The sequence below is a fragment of the Enterobacter sp. BWH64 genome (assembly GCF_001037645.1).
Taxonomy (GTDB): Bacteria; Pseudomonadota; Gammaproteobacteria; order Enterobacterales; family Enterobacteriaceae; genus Enterobacter; species Enterobacter hormaechei_C.
The window spans coordinates 2,972,649-2,995,091 of the sequence record NZ_KQ089922.1 but is presented as its reverse complement, the minus strand read 5'-3'; the positions used below and the strand labels follow the sequence as shown (position 1 = coordinate 2,995,091).

The following is a 22,443-nucleotide window of genomic DNA, read 5'->3' as shown; positions in this document are numbered from 1 at the left end:
ACAGCGACGGGCGGTAGCGTGTCCGGAACTGATAAAGAGAGAGTCTCATGGAAAATCCAGCCATCCTGTTACGCCGTCTTAACCCTTACTGTGCCCGCGCGATGGAAGGGGCCGCTTCCCTGTGCCAGACCCGCGCCCATGCGGAAATCCTGCCTGAGCACTGGCTGCTGAAACTGCTGGAACAGGGTGAGGGCGACCTGACGGTGCTGGCGCGGCGCTACGAATGGGATATGGATACGATATGGCAGGATATGCTGGGTTTTCTGGACAGCCTGCCACGGTCAGTGCGCAGCCGTCCGCAGCTTTCGGAGGGCGTGCAGTCACTGATGCAGGATGCCTGGCTGCACGCCTCGCTGGCGGAGGAAGAGCATATCCGCAGCATTCACCTCCTGATGGCTCTGGTGGAAAAACCGAAACTGCTGCGCTGCGACGGCCTGTGGCCGCTGCTGACGCTGGCGCAGAGCCAGCTTGAGCGCCTGCGTGGACTTCTGGATGCGCAGTCGGATGAACGCCCGGAGGTGCAGCAGGAAGCGGAGCTTACGCAGGGTGATGAGGTGGAGTTTGTCGGTCGTCCGGTGAATGCGGATATAAAAGGAGAGCTGAACCCGGCGTTGCAGAATGCGCTGGACAGGTTCACCCTCGACGTCACCGCCCGCGCCCGTGAGGGCAGAATCGACCCGGTCTATGGCCGCGACAATGAAATCCGCCAGATGGTGGACATTCTTTCCCGGCGCCGCAAGAACAACCCGATTCTGGTCGGCGAACCGGGGGTGGGTAAGACCGCGCTCGTGGAAGGACTGGCGCTGCGCATTCATGAGGGCAATGTGCCGGACGCGCTGAAGCCGGTCTCGGTACGCACCCTTGACCTCGGCCTGTTACAGGCCGGGGCGGGTGTGAAGGGGGAATTCGAGCAGCGCCTGAAAAACATCATCGACGCGGTGCAGCAGTCACCCCAGCCGGTTCTGCTCTTCATTGACGAGGCGCACACCATTATCGGCGCGGGCAACCAGGCGGGCGGCGCCGATGCGGCCAACCTGCTGAAACCGGCGCTCGCCCGCGGTGAGCTCAGAACCATCGCCGCCACCACCTGGAGTGAGTACAAACAGTACTTTGAGCGCGACGCCGCGCTGGAGCGTCGTTTCCAGATGGTTAAAGTTGATGAGCCGGACGACGACACCGCCTGCCTGATGCTGCGCGGACTCAAGTCACGCTACGCGGAGCACCATGGCGTACACATTACGGATGAGGCGGTTAAAGCTGCCGTCACGTTGTCCAGACGCTATCTGACCGGACGCCAGCTTCCTGACAAGGCGGTGGATTTGCTGGATACTGCCTCTGCCCGTGTCCGTATGAGCCTGGATACGGTGCCGGAGCCGCTGACCCGCATGAAGGCGCAGCTCACGGCACTGACTATGGAGAAGCAGGCGTTGCTGGAGGATATCGCGGTGAGCAACACCGCTCACGGCGAACGTCTGGCCGCCATCGGAGAGGAAGAGGTCGCCATCATTTTGCAGCTCGACGAACGGGAAGCCCAGTACGGCCAGGAGCTGAAACTGACGGAAGAACTGCTTGCCTGCCGCACGGATATCTCCCGTCAGGGGGAGATTGCGGACCTTCAGATGCAGCTTACTGCCGTGCAGCAGAATACCCCGCTGCTGGGGCTGGATGTGGACGCGCGTACCGTCGCCACCGTTATCGCCGACTGGACGGGCGTACCGCTCTCTTCCCTGATGAAGGACGAGCAGACGGAACTGCTGAGCCTTGAGCACAGTCTGGCGAAACGCGTTGTCGGTCAGGACAGTGCTCTCAATGCCATTGCGCAGCGCCTGCGCGCCAGCAAAACCGGTCTGGCGCCGGAGAACGGCCCGCAGGGCGTGTTCCTGCTTGTGGGGCCGAGCGGCACCGGCAAGACCGAAACCGCCCTGGCGCTGGCCGATGAACTGTTCGGCGGCGAGAAGTCCCTTATCACCATCAACCTTTCGGAATACCAGGAGCCACACACCGTCTCGCAGCTCAAGGGCTCACCTCCGGGCTACGTGGGTTACGGTCAGGGCGGCATTCTGACCGAAGCCGTCCGTAAGCGCCCGTACAGCGTGGTGCTGCTGGATGAAGTGGAAAAGGCGCACCGGGACGTGATGAACCTGTTCTACCAGGTGTTTGACCGGGGCGTCATGCGCGACGGCGAGGGACGGGAAATTGACTTCCGCAACACGGTGATTCTGATGACCTCTAATCTCGGCAGCGACCTCATCATGCAGATGCTGGAGGAACAGCCGGAGGCGACAGAGCCGGATCTGCATGAACTGCTGCGTCCTGTCCTGCGGGACCACTTCCAGCCCGCGCTGCTGGCGCGCTTCCAGACGGTGATTTACCGTCCGCTGGCGCAGGCAGCGATGCGCACCATCGTGGAAATGAAGCTGGCGCAGGTCAGTAAACGCCTCAACCGTCACTACGGTATGAAGACCGATATCCACGAAAGTCTGTACGACGCACTGACCGATGCCTGCCTGCTGCCGGACACCGGGGCGCGCAATATCGACAGCCTGCTGAACCAGCAGATTCTGCCGGTGCTGAGCCAGCAGTTGCTGACCCACATGGCAGCGGGGCAGAAGCCGCATACCCTGACGCTCGGCTGGGATGAGGAAGAGGGCATAGTGCTCGAGTTTGACCGGACAGAAGGAGTGCACGCATGAGCAGCAATCCCCCGCTGAGATTCAGCCACAGCCATCACCTGCTGTCGGTGAAGGGCTGCGATGCAGAGCTTGATGTACTGGCGTTTGAGGGTGATGAAGCCCTGAGCACACCGTTCAGCTACCGTACTGAATTCACCAGCGCGGACCATGCCATCAGCAAAGAGATGATGCTGATGAAAGCGGCTTCCCTGACGCTTCAGGCCCCGGTTGACCAGGGTTACGGCATCAAAATACAGCAGCCGGTGCGGGTGATTCAGGGCGTGGTCACGGGTTTTGAACGTCTGGGTACCTCAAAGGATGAAACCCGTTACGCAGTGACGCTTGAGCCGCGTCTGGCCCTGCTCAGCCGTTCGCACCAGAACGCCGTCTACCAGGATATGTCCGTCCCGCAGATTGTGGAGAAAATCCTGCGCGAGCGCCACGGCATGCGCGGCCAGGACTTCCTGTTCTCACTGAGTAAAGAGTATCCGCGCCGTGAGCAGGTGATGCAGTACGCTGAGGACGACCTGCACTTTATCACCCGCCTGCTGGGCGAGGTCGGTATCTGGTTCCGCTTCACCACCGACACGCGACTGAACATCGACGTGGTGGAGTTTTACGACAGCCAGCAGGGGTATGAGAAAGGCCTGACTCTGCCGTCGGTGCCGCCGTCAGGGCAGCACGCACAGGGGGTGGACTCGGTGTGGGATATGGAGTGCCACCATAACGTGGTACAGAAGGAGGTCAGCACCTGCGACTACAACTACCGTCAGGCCTCGGAGGATATGAACACCCGGGTTGACGCAACCGGCGGGGATACCACCACCTACGGTGAGGCCTATCACTGGGCCGATAACTACCTGACACCCGGCAGCGCGTATGACCGCAACCCGGCCCCGGAGTCCGGGGCGTTTTATGCCCGCATTCGTCACGAACGCTACCTGAATGGCCAGACGCAAACCGTTGCCTTCACCAGCTGCCCGGCCCTTTCACCGGGTATGCTGCTGAAAGTCACCGGCGGGTACGAAGTGGCAGAAGTGTTTGCGCAGGGCGTGGTTGTCACGGCGATGCACAGCCATGCGCAGCGTGATGCGGACTTTTGCGTCAGGTTTGACGGTATCCCGGACAGTCCGGATTTCAGTTTCCGCCCGGAACCTGGTTCACGTCCGGTGATGGCCGGTACCTTACCGGCCCGCGTCACCAGTACCACTGAAAATGACATCTACGGGCATATCGATAAAGACGGCCGCTACCGCGTCAACATGCTGTTTGACCGTGAGAACTGGGAGACAGGGTTCGAGAGCCTGTGGGTCCGTCAGTCCCGGCCGTACGCCGGGAATACCTACGGCCTGCACCTGCCGCTGCTGGCGGGTACCGAGGTGGCGATTGGCTTTGAGGACGGCAACCCGGACCGGCCGTACATTGCCGGTGTGCTGCACGACTCGGCGCACGGCGACCACGTCACCATCCGCAACTACAGACGCAACGTGCTGCGCACGCCGGCGAACAACAAAATCCGCCTCGACGACGAGCGCGGGAAAGAGCATATCAAGGTCAGCACGGAGTACGGCGGCAAGAGCCAGCTGAATCTAGGCCACCTGGTCGACAGCGAGAAACAGCAGCGCGGTGAGGGGTTTGAGCTCAGGACGGACAGCTGGGGGGCCATCCGGGCGCAGAAAGGACTATTCATCTCGGCGGACGGGCAGGCGAAAGCGAAGGGACTGCAGCGTGAAATGCAAGCTGCGCTCAAAGAACTTGACGCTGCCAGAGAGGTGACTTCTGGATTACGTCACGCTGCTCAAGCAGCCCAGGCGGAATTAGCCGATCTTGAGAAACAAACAACATTAATGAATCAGACGCTTAGCGATCTTAAGCAGCAAGCGTTACTTCTGTCTGCCCCTTCAGGAATTGCGCAGGTCACCCCCGCGAGCATACAAGTCTCGGCAGGGGAGAATCTAATTGTTACCGCAGGTCAAAATGCAGACATTAGCATTGCCAAAAAATTAACCCTGGCGGTGGGCGATATTCTGAGCTTATTTGCACACAAACTGGGAATAAAAATGTATGCCTCGGAGGGCAAAGTAGATATTCAGGCACAGTCGGACGCGCTGAATTTATTTGCTAAAGAAAAGCTTTCTGTTGCCAGTTCTGACAACAGCGTTGTCATATCAGCCAAAAAAGAAATCCTTTTGGTTTGTGGGGGGGCATTTATACGGTTAAGTGACGCGGGGGTTGAAGTTGGTACTGGCAAAAACGTCACGTTGAAATGTATTGCGGTTCAACAGCAGTCTGCGGCGACGTTAAATTCAACGCTTTCGCTACCTTCTGGTTGCAAACCTGGAGTAATTTCTGCAGCCCAACAGCAAGGGGCTGTGGTGATGCTTAGCTAATACTTGAGGAAAAAGATGACTACAAAATTAGCCGTTTTAGGTGACAGGACGAGTAATGGGAAAATAATTACTGCAACTGCGAATTATTTTAGTGATGGAAAACAGGTGGCACAAAATAATGACAAAGCCATCTGTACTGTCTGTAAGGGAACATTTCCCATCCTGGCCACTGCAGTTGGTATCGTCAGTAATGGCATAGTTCTGGTACAGGATCAGGACCGTGTGCTTTGTCTATGTTCCGGCCATAAAGTGATCGCAGGCTCTAATTTTTTCACTGGTTGAATAAGAATTTTTTATTTACAGGCTTAATTAAAAAAAGGATGTGAATATGGCATGCCAGGGGTTATGCACAACGAAAGGCCTGACAGTACTGCCCGTGCGCTATGCTGTTGTGCCGGAAAATATTAATGCTAGTTTACCGGGATGGGCGAATGATCCGTGCATCACCGGGGTAACGCTCGCCAGTAATGAAAAGTACACACTCCGCGCGCTTCGCCAGGGCTACCTTTACGTTTTTTATGAAAAAGGAAAGCAGGGCACCAATTACTGGCAGTGCTACAGCGTTGCGCCGGACGGCTCACTGTGGCTGCAACAGGTGGCGTCTAATCCTGTACCGGTGGATAAAGCGCTGTGCGAAACGGGCGAGCATATCGCTCAAAACGTCGAGTTCATGAGCATTGAATCCCCGGATAAGTGCGGCAATGTGTGGTTTGCGTTCAGTCAGTATCCGTGGGAGCAGGAAACGCTCGATCGGTATCGCACCAGGCCAGAAGAGCGCACTGAGAGAATGCAGAAAGTGATGCCTTCGGTGGCGGGATCTCAGCGCACAAAAACAGGGACCGACGTTACCGGGGCAAGCCTGAATCAGGTACTGGACTATCAGGTTCCTTCTGTTTCTGGTCTGCTTCCTGGTCCGGATGATGCGAAAGTGGTAAACGTCAGCCGGGCATCGTCACTCTGGGATCCGACGGTGGATGATCCCTGGCGGGTTAATAATGATGTGGTGAAACTGCAGTCCAGTCTGTATCCGTGGGCAAAAAACCGCAGTGGCATGGCAGACGCGACGGTCACGGCCATGGAAAACCGAAGTGAGGGGATGACGCCGCTGCTGCTTCCACTCTGGGATCCGGTGGGGATTGTTCATGAACTTAACGGATGGAGCCAGGATGTGCTGGGGCGCCAGGCGCAGTTTCTGCAGGAACGTGAGCTTGAGTTCGCCACCAAAACAAATCTCGATGCCGTCAGAACGCTGCTGGAAAGCAATGCCGAATCTCGGGAGGACGCAATGCGGAGACGAAGAACTGATGGTCCCATGCTGACAGACGAATATCTGGATTCGCGTCTGCAGGCGCTTGAGAAAAGGTATCAGGGTAAGCCTGATGTGCTGGCACAAATCAGGGCAGATGACAGGTTAGTGAGAAACTGGCATGCGCAGAACGTGACGGCATCATACCCGGAGAGTGTGCTGATGAGTCCACCCGAACCGCTGGCTGCTCACCAGCGACGGGTTGCCGCGATACAGGCGCAGGTCGATGAGGAGCTGGCGTTAAATCTGCCTAAACCCTCGCAGGATTTCAGTGGAGTCCGGGCCCGGAGCTGGGCACCCTATCAGAAAAAGCTCAACGCAACCCGACAGGCGAACTTTGATACATGCTACACGAACCTGGTTGATTCGGTTAACGCTATCTTCCAGAAGCGTATCGTCAGCGTGGTGAACTGGCTCAGTGCACCGGTACTGCTGGCAACGCTGGATGATTTCCACTGCGAGGCACAGCGGGCAGGGCTGTTCTACCAGTCAGCGGTGGGGATGGCCATGCACGGGATCAACAGTTGTCCGGCAGGGGCGGCAAAGATAGACGGCTGGTGGAATTAGTACAGCACTAAAAATCGCGGGAATCTGCTGTGGCGGCATGTGGCGGCCAATAACCCGCAGCTAATCAGTGAGCTGGAGCCGTATCTGGCGACGGTGAAAGGGAAAAAGGACGAGGACGTGACGCCTCTGACGGCGACCGCCATGACGGCAGCCCTGATGCAGCAGGTCAGCAATATGAAAAAGCTGGAGGGGTATTACCAGAAATCGATGAACAGTGTCGTGAAGGGGCTGAGGGAAAATGCCAGCAAACTGGAAGTACAGCTCTTCAACACGGATGCGTTTATCGTCACGGTGGGAGACAGGGTAAGCCGCATTCTGCGGGTGGATAAGGCAGGCGAGAAGCTGGCGACCACGGCGTTCAGGCTGATATTTATGATAAGGGCGGGAATACCTTCAGAAGAAGTTCACTCGTTAGTGAATGCGTATCTGAAAGATGCCCCGGCGTTACGTCAGACGGTGCTGGAAGGTATACGGCGCAGTGGACGTTTTATGGCGAGCGGGAATGAAGTCGCCGAGATTAAACAGAGAATGAGCAGCAGGCTGGAAGAGCACTTTGCATCAGAAAAGGGCAAGGCCGAATACCGGCTGGCGGGAATAAACAGTCTGTTGCTGGTGCTGAATGCGATGGATTTTATCTACCTGTGCGGACAGGTAAGGGATGAAAAGAAGCCGCTGGCGAGCCTGCTGGCCAGCGGGCTGGCGATGGTGAGTCAGGGGACGTCGGTTATTTTGCCGGCAATAGAAAAAGGTCTGGAAGCGCGTGAGCTTACAGTGGCCTGGGTCAAGGGGGTTGGGGCGGCAGCGGGTGGAACTGCGTCTTTAATTTCGGTGTTTGCTGATGGTGCAAGTACTTACGAAGAGTTGCAAAGCAATCGTTTTTTACTTTCCTCTGTATTGCTTATTAAAACAACAGTTGATGTCCTGGCAGTCACAAAATCAGTCGGTCTTCTGCTGGAACAGTTTAGTCAACCGATAGCTAAAAAAGTAGCTGGGAAAATTACAGGTTTTTTGGCTTGGGAAATTTTAGGGATCCGAATACTTGCAGTACTGATGACCTGGGAAGTGATGGTTGCGATAACTTTGTTACAGGTGGTTGTGACCTGGATATCGGACGATGAGCTTCAGATATGGTGTAGAAAATGCGTGTTCGGTACAGCACCTTTCAACCGCAGTCTGACAGACCAGAATAAAGCCCTGGAAGGGGCGATAAAGGATATTTCATGAATTCAGTTGAAAATCAGCAGATATGCTCCCGTTTTGTTGAGCCAGAAAAATTAGCAGACCTGCGTACAAAGCGAGAGATTGAGGTGATGAACGGCAGGCCGTGGACACGTGAGCTTCCGCCGCCGCCGGTATTGCCGCCTTATGGTCCTCTGGAGAAAATATCAGGGAAACTGCAGTCTTTCCGTAGCGAATATTTTCGGGAGTATTTTGATGCAGTTGCCTACCGGACCAGCATGTTGCCGGAGATATCAGATGGCCAGCGCGGAGCTGCCGCCGCTGCAGCGATAGTTGCAGGGAGCCCGGGTGTCGGGGCTGTAATGATGGCTGAAAGCGAGTCATCGAATGATTCGGCGGAATATGTGCAGGGGATGATTAATGGCCAGCCGTTTCGCGGCTGGGTGGGTGTCACCCGACTTCAGACTGGCGATGATGTGGACATGATTGTTGAGTGGCAGCATGACCATTATGAGGTCTATGCCATTGCGTTACCGGAAGAGCGGATAGTGTCAGTATGTCCGAAATGTGATATGGGGCATATTGCGCATATGTTGTGGCGCATTAAAAATATGTTCATTCTAATCACCATATTGATGGTGGCTTTTGTTTCTGTATGTGTATTTATCTCTCTCTCAAAAGGAAATCCAAATGGTGTCTCTTTATTTGAGAGGTTTTATCTTTTCCTGGTAATGGCTTTTGTGGTATCTTCTGTAATTTCGGGGTTGATTGCATTCTTTGCATATAAAGCCTGTGCGCCAACACGCTGCAAACTGGCGGAGGAGATATTTCAGTTGCTGGGGATGAGACGTGTTGCAACAATCAATCTCAATAAAATAACAAAAAAACATGAGCAGCAACTAAAAGATAATGGGAAGTGGTATGAGCCGGGTGATAAAAGCAAACCAGCCTGTCCCAGTGGGAAATTCATTTATTCAGATGAAGGCTGGTTTTACTACTAGACAGAAAAAAACATTGTTATTTTGGTTGCCCCCGGCAGGAATCAAGGTAAACCAGCATGCCCAAGTTTGAAATTTACCTATTCAGGAGAAAATTGCTATCGCTACTGAGAGGGGGCGGCTCAATATGAATAAGATAATGATATTTTATGAAAGTCATAAATATAAATTAATTGAAATGTGTTTCTGATATTATTCTGGTGGGGTTGATTATGGATGGTATATTTTTTAACGATATACATGAAGAAATTACCAATGCTGCTTTTGGGAAAAATGGGAAATGTTTTCTACTGATAGATGCATCTTTAGAACAGTATCATTCATCACTTTTTTTGCCCAGTATTCTTAGAGAATATAAATCTTACCCTGTTACATTCCGCCAGGATGAACTTCAGGGGGCTTTACCACTTTACCTTTTCCCTCTTAGTGCCTCCAGCGAGAGAGATGGCCAATTGTTTAAGAATAGTATTTACAATTCATTGAATGAGTTGAAAATAGAAAAACTTGAGTCCGGGGAAGGGCGCAGCGTCTGTGCGTGGATTTCGACGGATTTAACTGGGGAGCAGCTTGCTGAACAGGTCGCTTTGTCCGCCGTACAGTCGATTCAATCAGTTGGTAATATATTACTTCGCTATTACGACCCATCAGTATTTGGTTTGTTAATGTATACGCTGGATAAATGGCAAAAGCAACAGCTATTAAGCAATATTAATACATGGTCTTATATTGATGGAGGCGGAATAGCTCAGGTGGCGAATGGTGATGGTAAATGCAAAAAAAAATTAAACTACTCACTTGGATTAACAGAGCAAAATGCATTCGAAATGGGCCGGATTTCAGTTGTTAATAATATTTTGCGAGCATATCGGAAAATGAGAATGCCGCATAAATTTAGTGAGCGTGATGTGATGAAATTATTGAGTCCTGCGCTGGATTATTATTATTCAACTTTCTCTACATCCGCTAAGGATCTTATTGATTTTGGGCTTGACGTGTTGAGCGCGCAGCGACTATTTTATCAGGATGAGGTATTTAAGAAGATCATATTTAGTAATCGCAGTAAAGATCTTCAGTCATACTCAGATATTAAATCCATAATTGACAGTATGGCATGTTAAGAAGTTTTTTCTCTTAAAGAAAATGTGCTGTTAACAATGATGGAGAATGATATGAATTGGCCTGTACAAATAATCCCTCCAGTCGATAAGATTCCTGGAATTAAATGGAGTAAATGGTTTTTTTCTTTCATAAGTATTTTGTTGACTGTGGTGGTTAGTTGGGTTGGGGCTAAAATTATTTTGCCTGCTGAAGATAATGAGTTGTTAAAATTACTTACCCTGTTGGTTTTTTTCGGTGCCCCTAGCTTTTTCTGTCATAATTCCCGTTAGAACCTATTACCATGGTTTGTGTTTGTCGGCATTCGAAGCAAGAGAGCGCGAAGCAGCATTGGTCAGGAAAGACTGGACTGAATGGGCAAGTCAAAAATTTTATGTTTCCGCTTATAAAGCGTTTCTCCCTTCTGTAATATCGCAAACCGATATGGCAATGTCTCATTCGGTTGAAATATATAATAACCAGCGATTGAAACTACGGGGCCATAACGATGATTTATATACTGAAGAACAACTGATTTACGAACTGTTGGCGTCTGTCAGAACAAGGCTGTTACGGTTGAGTGAATCATGTATATTTGATGTTATATTTACCTATGATAGTAATTATATTACTTTCTCAATATTTAAAGAGTGCTGGGCTGCGATCGGGTTTGATGAAAATTGCTTGCGTAATTATTACTGTTGGAGTAAAGCATTAGGGCAGGAATTTGATACATTATCCAACATCTCAAAAAATCGGGTGTCAATAATAATATCTGCAAACATTGAAAGTTTTGAAAAATACCCTCCTAACTCAACAGAGTTCGCTTCAATATTGCTGGTGACTCATCAAGAGCAACCACCTGAAAAAGCCAATAACGGTATAGCCTTGCGACCAATGGTATGCAACAAAAATCTCACCAAACAAGAGGTCATCCACATGATGACTTACCAGTCAGATGTCCTTAAAACGACAAGAGTACTTTTTAGCAATATGAGTGCAGAGGAAGCTTCAGAAGTTTCGGGGATATTAAGACTCTCATCTTTATCTATGAATGTTGAATGGGAGTGTGAGAGAATGTATTTAAATTTGATGCTGGGTAATTTAAATGAGCACCATTTTTGGTTGGTGTTTGCTCTGGCACTTTTCATATCAGAAAAAAACAATGAGCCGGTTTTAATGGTCACTGGCGTTGGTGATGAATACCTTTTAAATGTCATTAAGCCATTTGATAATAGCAAGGAGCATTAAATTGAACACCTCGGCAAAATGGAGAGTGATTGGCCTTGTATCCTGTCTCATTATTTTTGGTGTACTGACTTTTATAGGATGTTACTACTATGGGGATATCTTTGGATGGGTATCCTCAAAAGAAAAAGTGAGCCTTTGGTTCTTATGCATGTTTTTAATTTCTGTGTTCCTGATGTTGATGAACTTCGGTGTATGGTTCCATCAAAAAGAGTATCGCTTTCAGCATATCGCGGGAGGGAAGTCCGTCACAGCTAATGTTCTTAATAACTATAAAAAGTCCAGTAAAAAGGATCCTGTAAAAGCTCATTTATGCCGACGCTATAGCTTCTTCTGGCAAAACAAGATCCGCCTGCTGCTGATCACCGGCGATGAAGCCGCGATTGAGCAACTGCTACCCGGCCTGCAAAAGCAGCAGTGGCTTGAAGGCAACCGCACCGTGCTGATTTATGGCGGCAGCCTGGCATCGGAGCCTGACCGCGAAAAATACACAGCGCTGCGTAAACTACGCCGCGGGCGCCCGCTGGACGGGATTATCCGTTTACTGCCCGAGTCGCTTAAGCTGACCCCACATATCAGCGACAGCGATTTACGCGGCCTGGAAAAAATCAGCGAACTGCTGCGTTATTCCGCTCCGGTCTGGCTGTGGCAACTGTGCAGCAGTCACTGGTCGCAGAGTACGCGTCCTGAGCAGGCGGTAGGTGCAAGCTTTCCACCACGCGCAAAAGAAGACGATGTAATCCGCCAGCTGGAACTGATGCTGCCAGCCCTGCGGGCGCAGGGGATGAGTCAGGTCGCGGAAAACAGCAGCCACGACTTCCTGCTGCGCCTGAGCCAGCACCTGAACGACGGTGCTATTGCCCGCTGGGCTCAGCAGTTGCAGCCATGGCTCTTTGTTTCTCAGCAGCGCGTCCCGCTGCGTGGTCTGATGTTCAGCCTGTCGGAGAAGAAACCTGCCGGAATGTCAGCGGGAACAGCCGACGCTGAGAATTATGGATCACAGCGTCATGCCCTGACTCTGCCAGCAACCTGGCAGGGGATTGTCGACGACTGCACCCGCGTACATGGCCGTCGTGTCGGTATGCCGTGGGAACGGGCGATGGCCTGGACACTGATGGCCATCATCAGTGTCTGGGGGGGAGGGACGCTGCTGTCGTTTGCGGTCAACCGGTCACAAATAGTTTCTGTTGCACAGCAGGCTCATGCTCTGGTGGAGCACCCTTCTGTATCGGATTACCAGCTGACGGCCCTGCATGCTTTGCGTAATGATGCCGGTCGCCTGCTGCACCATATTCAGGACGGCGCGCCATGGTATCAGCGCTTTGGTCTGGACCATGATCAGCAGTTGCTTGACGCAATGCTGCCCTGGTACGGGGTGGCGAACAACCGTCTGATACGTGACCCGGCAAATGAAGCGCTTAAGCAGAAGCTCATTGCGCTGGTCAATTCGGCACCCAACAGCGACCAGCGGACACAGATGGCGAAACCGGGTTATGATCAGCTGAAAGCCTGGCTGATGATGTCCCGTCCGGATAAAGCTGATGGTGCATTCTACGCGCAAACCATGAAAACCGTGCAGCCGACGCGTTTAGGCATCTCAGCTGGCCTGTGGCAAAGCCTGTCACCGGATTTATGGGCTTTCTACATCACCGAACTGCCAGCGCAGCCACAGTGGAAAACCACACCGGATGCGCAACTGGCCAGCCAGAGCCGCCAGGTGCTGTTGCAGCAAATTGGACGGCGCAACGCGGAAAGTACGCTTTACGAGAACATGCTCAAATCCGTGCGTCGCAACTTCGCCGATGTGTCTCTGGAGGACATGACCGGCGGTACCGATGCCCGTCGCCTGTTTACCACCGATGAGGTGGTGCCGGGCATGTTCACCCGTCAGGCCTGGGAGGGTGGTATTCAGCAGGCCATTGAGAAAGCGGCAAACTCCCGCCGCGATGAAATTGACTGGGTGCTGAGCGACAGCCGGAAAGCCGTCTCCTCAGACCTGTCGCCGGAAGCACTGAAAGCACGTCTGACGGAACGCTACTTCACCGACTTTGCCGGTAGCTGGCTGAGCTTCCTCAACAGCCTGCAACTTAATCCGGCAAACAATATTGCAGACGTCACCGACCAGCTGACGCTGATGAGTGATGTTCGCCAGTCACCGCTGATTGCCCTGATGAACACCCTCGCCTGGCAGGGGCAGACCGGCCAGAAGAGTGAAGGCCTGTCGGACTCCATCATCAAATCGGCTAAAGACCTGGTAGGCGGGAAGGACAAACCGGTAATTGACCAGTCAGCCTCAGGCCCGCAGGGCCCACTGGATGAAACCTTTGGACCGTTGCTGGCACTTATGGGTAAAAACAAAGGCAGCAACGTTATGTCGGCTGACAACTCACTGAGCCTGCAAACGTATCTTACCCGTATCACCCGTGTGCGTCTGCGTCTGCAACAGGTCGCCAGCGCCTCTGACCCTCAGGAAATGATGCAGAGCCTGGCGCAGACCGTGTTCCAGGGTAAAAGTGTGGATCTGACCGACACCCAGCAGTACGGCAGCCTGATTGCTGCAAGCCTGGGCGAAGAGTGGAGTGGTTTTGGCAGCACCATGTTTGTGCAGCCACTGACCCAGGCCTGGGAAACTGTGCTTCAGCCATCGGCAGCGAGCCTGAATGACAAATGGAGTCGCTCCGTGGTGGCGAACTGGCATACGGCATTTGACGGACGTTTCCCATTCGCGATCAGCAAGAGTGATTCCTCTCTGCCAATGCTGGCTGAGTTTGTGCGTAAGGACAGCGGACGCATTGAGCGCTTCCTGACCGCGGAACTCGGCGGTGTGCTGCATAAGGAGGGCAGCCAGTGGGTGCCGGATAAGGTTAATAGCCAGGGGCTGAGCTTTAATCCAGCCTTCCTGCGGGCGATTAATCAGCTCAGCCAGCTATCGGATATCTTATTTACCGACGGCAGTCAGGGCATCAGTTTTGAGCTACAGGCGCGTCCGGTACCGCAGGTGGTAGAAACGCAACTGACTATTGATGGACAAAAGCTGCACTACTTCAACCAGATGGCAGACTGGCAGAGCTTCCGTTGGCCTGGTGACACCTACAAGCCCGGAACCATGCTGACATGGACCACCGTCAATGCGGGCGCACGTCTGTTTGGTGATTACAGCGGAACCTGGGGCTTTATTCGTTGGCTGGATGAAAGTAAGAGAGAGCAGCTAGACCGCAGTCAGTGGATGATGAGTTTTACCGCCCCGGATGGTCGGACCCTACAGTGGGTACTGCGTTCACAACTGGGCAGTGGGCCGCTGGCGTTACTGGCACTGCGGGGTTTTACGCTGCCAGATCAAATATTCAGCGTCGACAGCGCGGCTATGGCGCAGGCGCTGATGACCAACACAGAAAACAGTGACATGGACGGAGTCGAATAATGGACGCTTTGCTGAATCTGGTTGTTGCCTGCCAGGCGGATGAAACCTTGCTGCGACAGCAGGCGCAGTCACGTATGGAAAGCTGGCAGCGCTGGCTTACCCCTATCAGTGAGATCAATCCTACAGGAGAAGACCCGGGTTATGACGATGATTTCCAGCGTATCCGGGAGGAGGTCAATAAACTTTCCGGCATTGATACCGGGCTGATTTGCCAGCTGGCTGAAAAGGTGCTGACCACAGAGGCCAAAGATGTCCGGGTTGCTATTTACTATTGTTGGGCGCGCTTGCACCAGGACGGTGAAACCGGGTTTGCTGAAGGGCTTGAGTTACTGGCGGGATTACTAACCCAGTATGGAACACAGCTCCATCCACAGCGCGAGCGAAGCCGTAAACCGGCGCTGGAGTGGCTCGCAGGCTCTCGTCTACTTGACAGCCTGTTACTCTGGCCAGAAGTGGTACGCGACGATGCCCAGCGTACGACCGGTGCGTTGCTGCTCATCCGAGACAGTCTTGAAACTGAGCCTGAAGCGTCACGTCCAGATCTGAGTGCCCTGTACAGCGCGCTGGGAGCCCGCCTGATGAAAGCCGGTGGCGTGGATGCGGTAATACCCCAGAACGCCAGCAGTCAGACACGCCCGCAGTCGGCATCTCACACGGCAGAACAGGACGCGCCAGTGCTGAGCCGCATCACGTCCGGTCAGGATTTGCTGGCTCAGGCCCGAACCCTGACGGGATATTTGCGTGAGCAACCTGATGGCTGGCTTGCCGCACACCGGCTGATGAAAAGTCTGCGTCACGACACGCTGAGAGCAATCCCGGCACCGGATGCCGAAGGGAAAACGCGCATCGAACCGCCGCGGGCTGACCAGCGTGCAATGCTTAAACGGCTGTATTTGCAACAGAGCTGGCTGGAGATACTGGAACAAGCGGACAGCACTTTCTCGCGTGGCGCCAATCATCTCTGGCTGGATTTGCAGTGGTACATCCATCAGGCCCTGATTAAATCAGGCCAGGATGTGCTGGCCGATATCATTACCGCTGACCTGAAAGGGCTGCTGCGGCGCCTCCCTGGACTTGAAACGCTGGCCTTTAATGACGGCACACCCTTTGCTGATGAGGTCACGCTGAACTGGATAAACCAGAGCGTGCTCGACGAGATGTCCAACTGGCGGGATGAACCTGTCAATGCCGTGAGTGAAACTGGCAACGATATTCTGGCCCTTGAACCGGAAGCACTGGAGAAAGCTGACACGGATGGTCTGGATGCCACACTCCACTGGCTGCAAACGCGCCCGGGCACCGAAACCACCAAAGACAAATGGTTGGTGCGTCTGCTGATGGCACGTGTGGCTGAGCAGAAGGGTAAGAATGAACTGGCGCTGCATCTGCTGGGTGAACTTGACGGTGCAGCACAGGCCATCACCCTCACTCAGTGGACGCCAGCGCTGTTGTTTGAAGTGAAATCGCGCCGTCTCAGGCTGCTGCGCATGAAAGCCGCCCGCAGTGAAACCGACAAGTCACGGCTTCAGCCAGAGATGGACCAGCTTCTGGCGGGTCTGATTGCGCTTGACCCGGCAGGCAGTGCGGTGCTTTGCGGGTAAAGCGACTGACATACCTTTAAAACACACATATTCAGGTTCTTATGGACGACTTAACCCTGCGTTATTACGACGCTGAAATGCGCTACCTGCTGGAAGCCGGCGAAGAATTTGCCCGCGCTCACCCGGAGCAGGCAGCAATGCTCAATCTCGATAAAGCGGGCGCGCGCGACCCATACGTGGAGCGCCTGTTCGAGGGCTTTGCCTTCCTGATGGGCCGCCTGCGTGAGAAGCTTGATGACGACCTGCCTGAACTAACTGAAGGGCTGGTCAGTCTGCTGTGGCCGCATTACCTGCGCACTATTCCCTCGATGTCGGTGGTGGAGTTCACTCCTGTCTGGCGTGAGATGAAAGAACCGATGCGTATTGCCAGAGGTTTCGAGGTCAATTCGCGGCCGATCGGTGAAAAAGGCACGCGTTGTCGCTACACCACAACTAAAGAGATAACCCTTCAGCCACTGGCGTTGGAGCATGCCCGCCTGTCGACTGATCCTGACGGGCGCTCTGTCATCAGCCTGCGCTTCAGTTGTAGCCATCTTGCTGACTGGAGCCGTGTCGATCTCAGCCAGATCCCGTTCTATTTCAACGCTGACGCACCGCTGGCCTGCGCTATGCATGAAGCTTTTACCATGAATACTGTGCGTCTGTGGCTGCGCATGCCGGGCGACATGGACAGAAGGCCGATGGACGGGTATTTCACCGCACTGGGGTTTGGTGATGATGATAGGCTGTGGCCGAAGGGGGACAGCAGTTTCAGCGGTTACCAGTTGCTGCTGGAGTACTTCACCTTTCGCGAGAAATTCATGTTTACGGGGCTGCGCGGGCTGGAGAGCGTGGTCTTTCCGGCTGAGATCCCGTGGTTTGAAATCGACGTGGTGCTGGCGGAACGCTGGGAGCATGACTTCAGCTTTACCGAAAAGCACCTGCGCCTGAATTGCGTGCCGGTCATTAACCTGTTCCCGCTGGAATCCGATCCGCTGACGCTCAATTCTCTGCAAACCGAATACATGCTGCGCCCGATGCGCGTGCAGGATGGCCATACCGAGATATATACCGTGGATTCGGTGATGTCATCGAGCCAGCACACCTACGTGCCGTTTTCGAGCTTCCGTCATAAGGGAGGAATGATGCGTCATGAAGCATCGGAATATTACTACCACACCCGCGTGCGCCGCGGTCCGTCCGGCCTGCATAACACCTGGCTCATCCTTGGCGGCGAAGCATTTGATAATCATACCGTCCCGGAAGACGAAAGCCTGTCGCTGACGCTAACTGGCACCAATGGTCAACTTCCACGACGTGCGCTGCAAAGCACCGTGCTTGATACGGTGATGAAAACCACTTCGGTCAGCATTGCCGTGCGCAACCTGTGTGCGCCGACGCTGCCTTGTTACCCACCTGCGCAGGACCGTTTTCACTGGCGCGTACTGAGTCACCTTGGCAGCGGATTTCTGTCGATGATGGATAATGCCGACGTGCTGCGCGGTACCCTGGCGCTGTATGAATGGACCGACAGCGAGATGAACCGTCGCCGTCTGGAAGCCATCCTCGAGGTGAAGCACAGTGAAACGGAGCACTTTGAACAGGGCTACCTGGTCCGTGGCGTGCAGATTGAAGTCACGCTGGACAGCAATGGCTTTGCCGGACGCGGCGACATCTGCTTATTTGGCGAGATGATGAGCCGATTCTTTGCGCTATACACTGACATCTACTTGTTTAACCGCCTGATTATCATTCTGCAACCGACCGGAGAACGCCTGGAATGGGAAGAGAAGCACAACCGCCGCATTCCCGGCTGAGCCCACGGCTGGAAGCCGACCTGCATCGTATTAACTTTTACCGTTTATGCCAGTTGCTGGAGAAGCGTAACCCGGGCAGGCCGCTGATGGGCTCGACCAGTCACCCGGGCGATGACCCGGTACGCTTTGCCCCGCATCCGGGCATGGGATTTCCGGCCAGTGAGCTGAAAGCCGTGGAGTATGATGAGGATGATGACAGCCGGCCACCACTTATCCGCACGACCTTTATGGGAATGTACGGTGTCGACTCACCCCTGCCGATGGCGTATCTCGATGACATCGCTCAGCGTCGGGAAGGGCATGACGCACTACAGGGTTTTCTGGATATTTTCAGCCATCGCATTCTGACGCAGTTTTACCGTATCTGGCGTAAATACTCTTATCCGGCCACCTTTGAACCCGGTGGTACGGACAGCATCTCGCAGTCACTGCTGGGCCTGGTGGGATTGGGTATTCCCGGCACAGCAGACCACATCGCCACACCGGTATCCCGTTTTCTGGCTCTGCTGGGTGTTCTACAGCAACCGGGCAAAACTCAGGAGGGAATGCAGGCGCTGGTGACGTTGCTGGCCCCGGATACCACCGTGAAGGTCAGTCCATACTGCCTGCGGCCGGTGGAAATGGGTCAGCCGCTGGGCTTTTACGGTGATGACGATTTTCTGCTGGACGGCAACACGCCACTGGGTGACGAAGCGATGGATGCGGGTAGCCAACTGCTGGTTGCGCTTACAACGGATAATGAACAGGAGGCACAGGGCTGGAAGCCGGACGGTCTGCTGTATCAGGACTTTCTGGTGATGCTTCGTGTCTGGCTCGGCTGGCGTTTTAAAGCAAAGATCACCCTGACCACACGGACCCGACTGCTGGCCGTTCCGCCGCTTGGCGAAGGCCCTTTCTGGCTCGGGATGAACGGCGTGCTGGGTGCTGATGAGGGGGAACTTAAAGACGATATCCCACCGACCTTTACGACGGAACTGGGCTATTACACTGGCCTGAAGCCGGCAATACCACAACAAGGAAACCGACGTGTTACGTACAAGTTTGATTAAATCCGCAGGCTGGTTGCCTGCACTGCTGGTGTTCAGCCTGACGGGGTGCGGGATGACGCAGGGTATCACCGATGGCACCAAATCGGCATTTAACGCCGTGTTCTACAAAAAAATTAAGATGCTGCACCTGGATTTCACGGCGCGTGAAGCGCTAAACACCGATTCCCGCGAAAGTAACTCACTCTCCGAGCCGGTGGTAGTTCGTGTCTATCAGCTGAAAGACCGTAAAATCTTCGATAAAACGGTTTACCAGCAACTACTGAACGATGGCGAAACTATTCTGAAAACCGACCTGATGGCGACCCGCGATGTGGTCGTAAAACCGGGCGGTGATACAAATCTTGATATGCCAATGGAAGAAGAAACGCAGTTTGTCGCGATAGTCGGCCTGTTTCGTCACCCGGACCTGGTAAACAATACCTGGAAGCAGGTTCTAAAACGTGAAGATCTCGATCCGGATAAGCCGCGGATTCTGGAGGCCGGGAATAACCACCTGACGTTACAGCCATTGAAGGATGACTGATGCCTAAGGGACATAATACGCCATCGCTGTATGAAATGCTGAGCGGCAATTTCTCAGGTGGCCTGAGCCTCAACCAGGTCAGCGAACAGAATCAGGTGATTTTATCAGTACTCGATAACATGCAGCGCATCCTCAACTGCCGCGCCGGTACGCTGGCTCACCTGCCGGACTACGGCCTGCCGGATATGACAAAAATCCTCCAGGGAATGCCCGGTACCGCCCATCAGCTGATTACCACACTGTCGGCCATATTGCTGAAATATGAGCCGCGCCTGAGCCGGATTAACGTGGTGATGCAGGAACAGATTCAGCCCGGTGAACTCCGCTACGCCATTGATGCGGAGCTGAAGGGGGTCGGGCTGGTGCGCTACGGCACGGAATTTATGCCCGAGGGCAGGGTATTAATCCGTCATCTGAAACAACAGCAATACCTCGATGCACGAGCCGCCATCTAGTTATTACTCAGGTTAAAACAGTTATGACAATAAATTCTGAACGCCAACTTAAAACCGGCGGGGATCCGCGCACACTTGCGGATTACGCTGCCTTGCGCGAAGAAATGAACAAGCTCACCCATCCGGCACGCCCGGATGTTAACTGGCAACACGCGGAAACGCTCTGTCTGTCACTGTTCGAGCATAACGGTGTGGAGCTACAAACGGCTGCCTGGTATACGCTCGCCCGCACGCATCTCGCCGGACTCTACGGCATGAATGAAGGGCTGGCGCTACTGGCTGCACTGGTCGTCCGTCAGTGGGGTAGCCTCTGGCCACAGCCTGTCCATGCGCGAGTTGAAATCCTCAGCGCACTGAGCAAACGCCTGCAACAGGTGGTGCGAACGCTGACGTTGACGTATGCCGATTTAGGACAACTTTATCAGGCTGAGGAGAATCTGAACGCGCTGAGTGACATGTTGCAGCGCCTCGAACTTAAGCATGCTGCTCAGCTTGATGCTCTGCGCACGATGATGCAGAACGCAGCAGTGCGTCTGGAAAACAGCGAAAATACGGGCGTAAGTCTGCCGGGTAACGCGGTAGGGGCCGCGGAACTCCACCTCACAGAACCGACAGAGCGTTGTAAATGGGTTTATGTGGTTCAGCCCGAGCCGTTGCCGAATAAAGAGCCTCCTGTACCCGCGAAGCAGTGGAAGCCATTTGCTGCGGGTATGTTGTTCATGCTGGTGGCAGCCAGCATTGTCGCAGTGGGATGGCAGACGATGCATGCGCCAGATTCAGTACAAACTCAGCTGGCCGCGTCCCTGACTCCTTTACCTGATGGACTCTCTACAGCACAGTTGCAGGCGCTGCAACAAACGTCACCGCCACCTGAACCGGGGATCAGCAAGACACAGCAGCTGTTAGCGCAGCTTTTACACCTGAAACCAGACTGGGCAGTAAGCTACGGCGACCGTCTGGTGCAGCAGGCGCTGACGCTGTGGCCTGAAGAGGCCAAACCCCTGGCGCAACAGTGGCACAAGCAGATTAGCGTTGCCGGACTTGCAGAGTCAGAGCTGAATGGCTGGCATCAGGGAATGACGCAGTTACAGCAGTTGACGAACAGGCTAAACGCGCTGGATGAACAGAAGGGGAAGTACATGACGGTCAGCGAACTGAAATCAGCCGTGTTTGCCATGTCGCAGTCCTTCAGCCATACCGTTCCGCTTGAGGAGCAGCTTCGTCTGCTTTCCATTTTACCTGCCGGGCAACCCGTGTCAGCAGCGCAGCTAAACCAGGCCGAACAGCATCTTCAGCAGTTGATTGCCAGCTATGCCTTGCTGAAGCACCAAAAAGAATAATGAGACTGGCGAAAAACACGGAGTTGACATGTCAGCAAGAGAGCGTTTTTTTAAGAAAGTGCAGCAGAGCATCGGGGACAAACCGATCTATGTTAATACGGCTGAGGCCGAAGTCAGGGCGTTTTGTGAGCGGATGGAGGATCTTGCGCAGCAAATCATTACATGGTTTGAAGGTTCTGGTATTGAAATATTTTTATCTAAAAAACATATCACCGATTTAAGTACGGTTGGCTACAGCCTCAGTAGCGGTATATGTCGTTATGCCATTACGACGATCATTTTGCAAAATGGGGATCGCAGCGTCACCATTATGCCAGAACAGGTGATCAGGGGGCCGGAGAAGGGGTGTGTGACGATGAGTATTAATGTCCCCGATAGTCTGTCGGGGGCGAGGATATTCCATTTAAGCATGGCGCCTGATACAGGCTGGTATATTCGTCGCGGGCATCAAAGTGCAAAAGAGAATATTCTCATGACTGAGGACTGTTTTTTCCAGGCTATCGACTGTCTGGCCTGAACGTAAGTCACCCTAACGGAAGGAGCGCGCATTAACGTAGTTAATATATATTAACTACGTTAACTTATTAAGCACCACTACACACCGGTGGCCTACAGTACCCCTCCTTAAATATATAATTAACATTTTTGAAGGGGTATCAGTAACCCAACGACAAGCCAGATATTTAGCGTAAAACATGCTTTTTATCCGCCTTAAATAAAACTGCGCAAATCAAACTGCAAAACAACAAACCAGCGACGAACGTGAGGACAAATTCGTATGGCAATGCTATAACCCTTAATGC

General features: G+C 53.5%; 15 protein-coding genes and 1 pseudogene. All 16 read left to right on the top strand.

Features of this window, described 5'->3' with window-relative positions:
- Nucleotides 1–47 precede the first annotated feature (47 nt).
- The 16 genes and pseudogenes from tssH to SK50_RS14185 all read left to right on the top strand — a co-directional run bounded on the left by tssH (nucleotide 48) and on the right by SK50_RS14185 (nucleotide 22,157).
- Nucleotides 48–2,693 carry a type VI secretion system ATPase TssH gene (gene tssH / locus SK50_RS14265; protein WP_047735461.1) on the top strand — a complete coding sequence of 882 codons (2,646 nt, stop codon included), beginning with the start codon at nucleotides 48–50 and terminating at the stop codon, nucleotides 2,691–2,693.
- Nucleotides 2,690–5,062, top strand: a complete 2,373-nt coding sequence (locus SK50_RS14260; protein ID WP_032673231.1) for a type VI secretion system Vgr family protein — start codon at nucleotides 2,690–2,692, stop codon at nucleotides 5,060–5,062. Before tssH ends, SK50_RS14260 begins: the two co-directional genes overlap by 4 nt.
- 15 nt (nucleotides 5,063–5,077) lie before the next feature.
- The gene (locus SK50_RS14255; RefSeq protein ID WP_017382243.1) at nucleotides 5,078–5,344 is read left to right on the top strand and encodes a PAAR domain-containing protein; all 267 of its coding nucleotides are present in this window, start codon (nucleotides 5,078–5,080) and stop codon (nucleotides 5,342–5,344) included.
- 46 nt (nucleotides 5,345–5,390) lie between these two features.
- Nucleotides 5,391–8,159, top strand: a pseudogene (locus SK50_RS24265) (T6SS effector BTH_I2691 family protein).
- The gene (locus SK50_RS14240) at nucleotides 8,156–9,115 is read left to right on the top strand and encodes a putative type VI secretion system effector (RefSeq protein WP_033486884.1); all 960 of its coding nucleotides are present in this window, start codon (nucleotides 8,156–8,158) and stop codon (nucleotides 9,113–9,115) included. The pseudogene SK50_RS24265 and the gene SK50_RS14240 overlap by 4 nt, the downstream one beginning before the upstream one ends.
- A gap of 209 nt (nucleotides 9,116–9,324) precedes the next feature.
- Nucleotides 9,325–10,230, top strand: a complete 906-nt coding sequence (locus SK50_RS14235) for a DUF4123 domain-containing protein (RefSeq protein WP_017382246.1) — start codon at nucleotides 9,325–9,327, stop codon at nucleotides 10,228–10,230.
- A 51-nt stretch (nucleotides 10,231–10,281) separates the two neighbouring features.
- A complete protein-coding gene (locus tag SK50_RS14230) occupies nucleotides 10,282–10,500 on the top strand; it encodes a hypothetical protein (protein ID WP_048229571.1) in 219 nt (72 codons plus the stop codon).
- Nucleotides 10,501–10,522: 22 nt separating this feature from the next.
- Nucleotides 10,523–11,458 (top strand): hypothetical protein, encoded by a 936-nt coding sequence (locus SK50_RS14225; protein WP_048229569.1) that lies wholly within the window; start codon nucleotides 10,523–10,525, stop codon nucleotides 11,456–11,458.
- On the top strand, nucleotides 11,421–14,876 hold the full coding sequence (locus tag SK50_RS14220) for an ImcF-related family protein (RefSeq protein ID WP_310996159.1): 3,456 nt from the start codon (nucleotides 11,421–11,423) through the stop codon (nucleotides 14,874–14,876). The genes SK50_RS14225 and SK50_RS14220 overlap by 38 nt, the downstream gene beginning before the upstream one ends.
- On the top strand, nucleotides 14,876–16,477 hold the full coding sequence (tssA, locus tag SK50_RS14215) for a type VI secretion system protein TssA (RefSeq protein WP_032673230.1): 1,602 nt from the start codon (nucleotides 14,876–14,878) through the stop codon (nucleotides 16,475–16,477). The genes SK50_RS14220 and tssA overlap by 1 nt, the downstream gene beginning before the upstream one ends.
- Nucleotides 16,478–16,518: 41 nt before the next feature.
- Complete coding sequence (gene tssF, locus SK50_RS14210; protein WP_048229568.1) at nucleotides 16,519–18,273, top strand: type VI secretion system baseplate subunit TssF; 1,755 nt, start codon at nucleotides 16,519–16,521, stop codon at nucleotides 18,271–18,273.
- Nucleotides 18,237–19,322: a type VI secretion system baseplate subunit TssG gene (gene tssG / locus SK50_RS14205; RefSeq protein ID WP_023324760.1), complete on the top strand. Its 1,086-nt coding sequence runs from the start codon at nucleotides 18,237–18,239 to the stop codon at nucleotides 19,320–19,322. Before tssF ends, tssG begins: the two co-directional genes overlap by 37 nt.
- Nucleotides 19,300–19,845 (top strand): type VI secretion system lipoprotein TssJ, encoded by a 546-nt coding sequence (tssJ, locus tag SK50_RS14200; RefSeq protein ID WP_026080520.1) that lies wholly within the window; start codon nucleotides 19,300–19,302, stop codon nucleotides 19,843–19,845. The genes tssG and tssJ overlap by 23 nt, the downstream gene beginning before the upstream one ends.
- Entirely contained in the window at nucleotides 19,845–20,300 is a 456-nt protein-coding gene (gene tssE, locus SK50_RS14195; protein WP_015570427.1) for a type VI secretion system baseplate subunit TssE, read from the top strand. Before tssJ ends, tssE begins: the two co-directional genes overlap by 1 nt.
- A 23-nt stretch (nucleotides 20,301–20,323) precedes the next feature.
- The gene (locus tag SK50_RS14190) at nucleotides 20,324–21,640 is read left to right on the top strand and encodes a VasL domain-containing protein (protein WP_032103615.1); all 1,317 of its coding nucleotides are present in this window, start codon (nucleotides 20,324–20,326) and stop codon (nucleotides 21,638–21,640) included.
- Between the two features lie 28 nt (nucleotides 21,641–21,668).
- Nucleotides 21,669–22,157: a hypothetical protein gene (locus SK50_RS14185; RefSeq protein WP_032103614.1), complete on the top strand. Its 489-nt coding sequence runs from the start codon at nucleotides 21,669–21,671 to the stop codon at nucleotides 22,155–22,157.
- Nucleotides 22,158–22,443 lie beyond the last annotated feature (286 nt).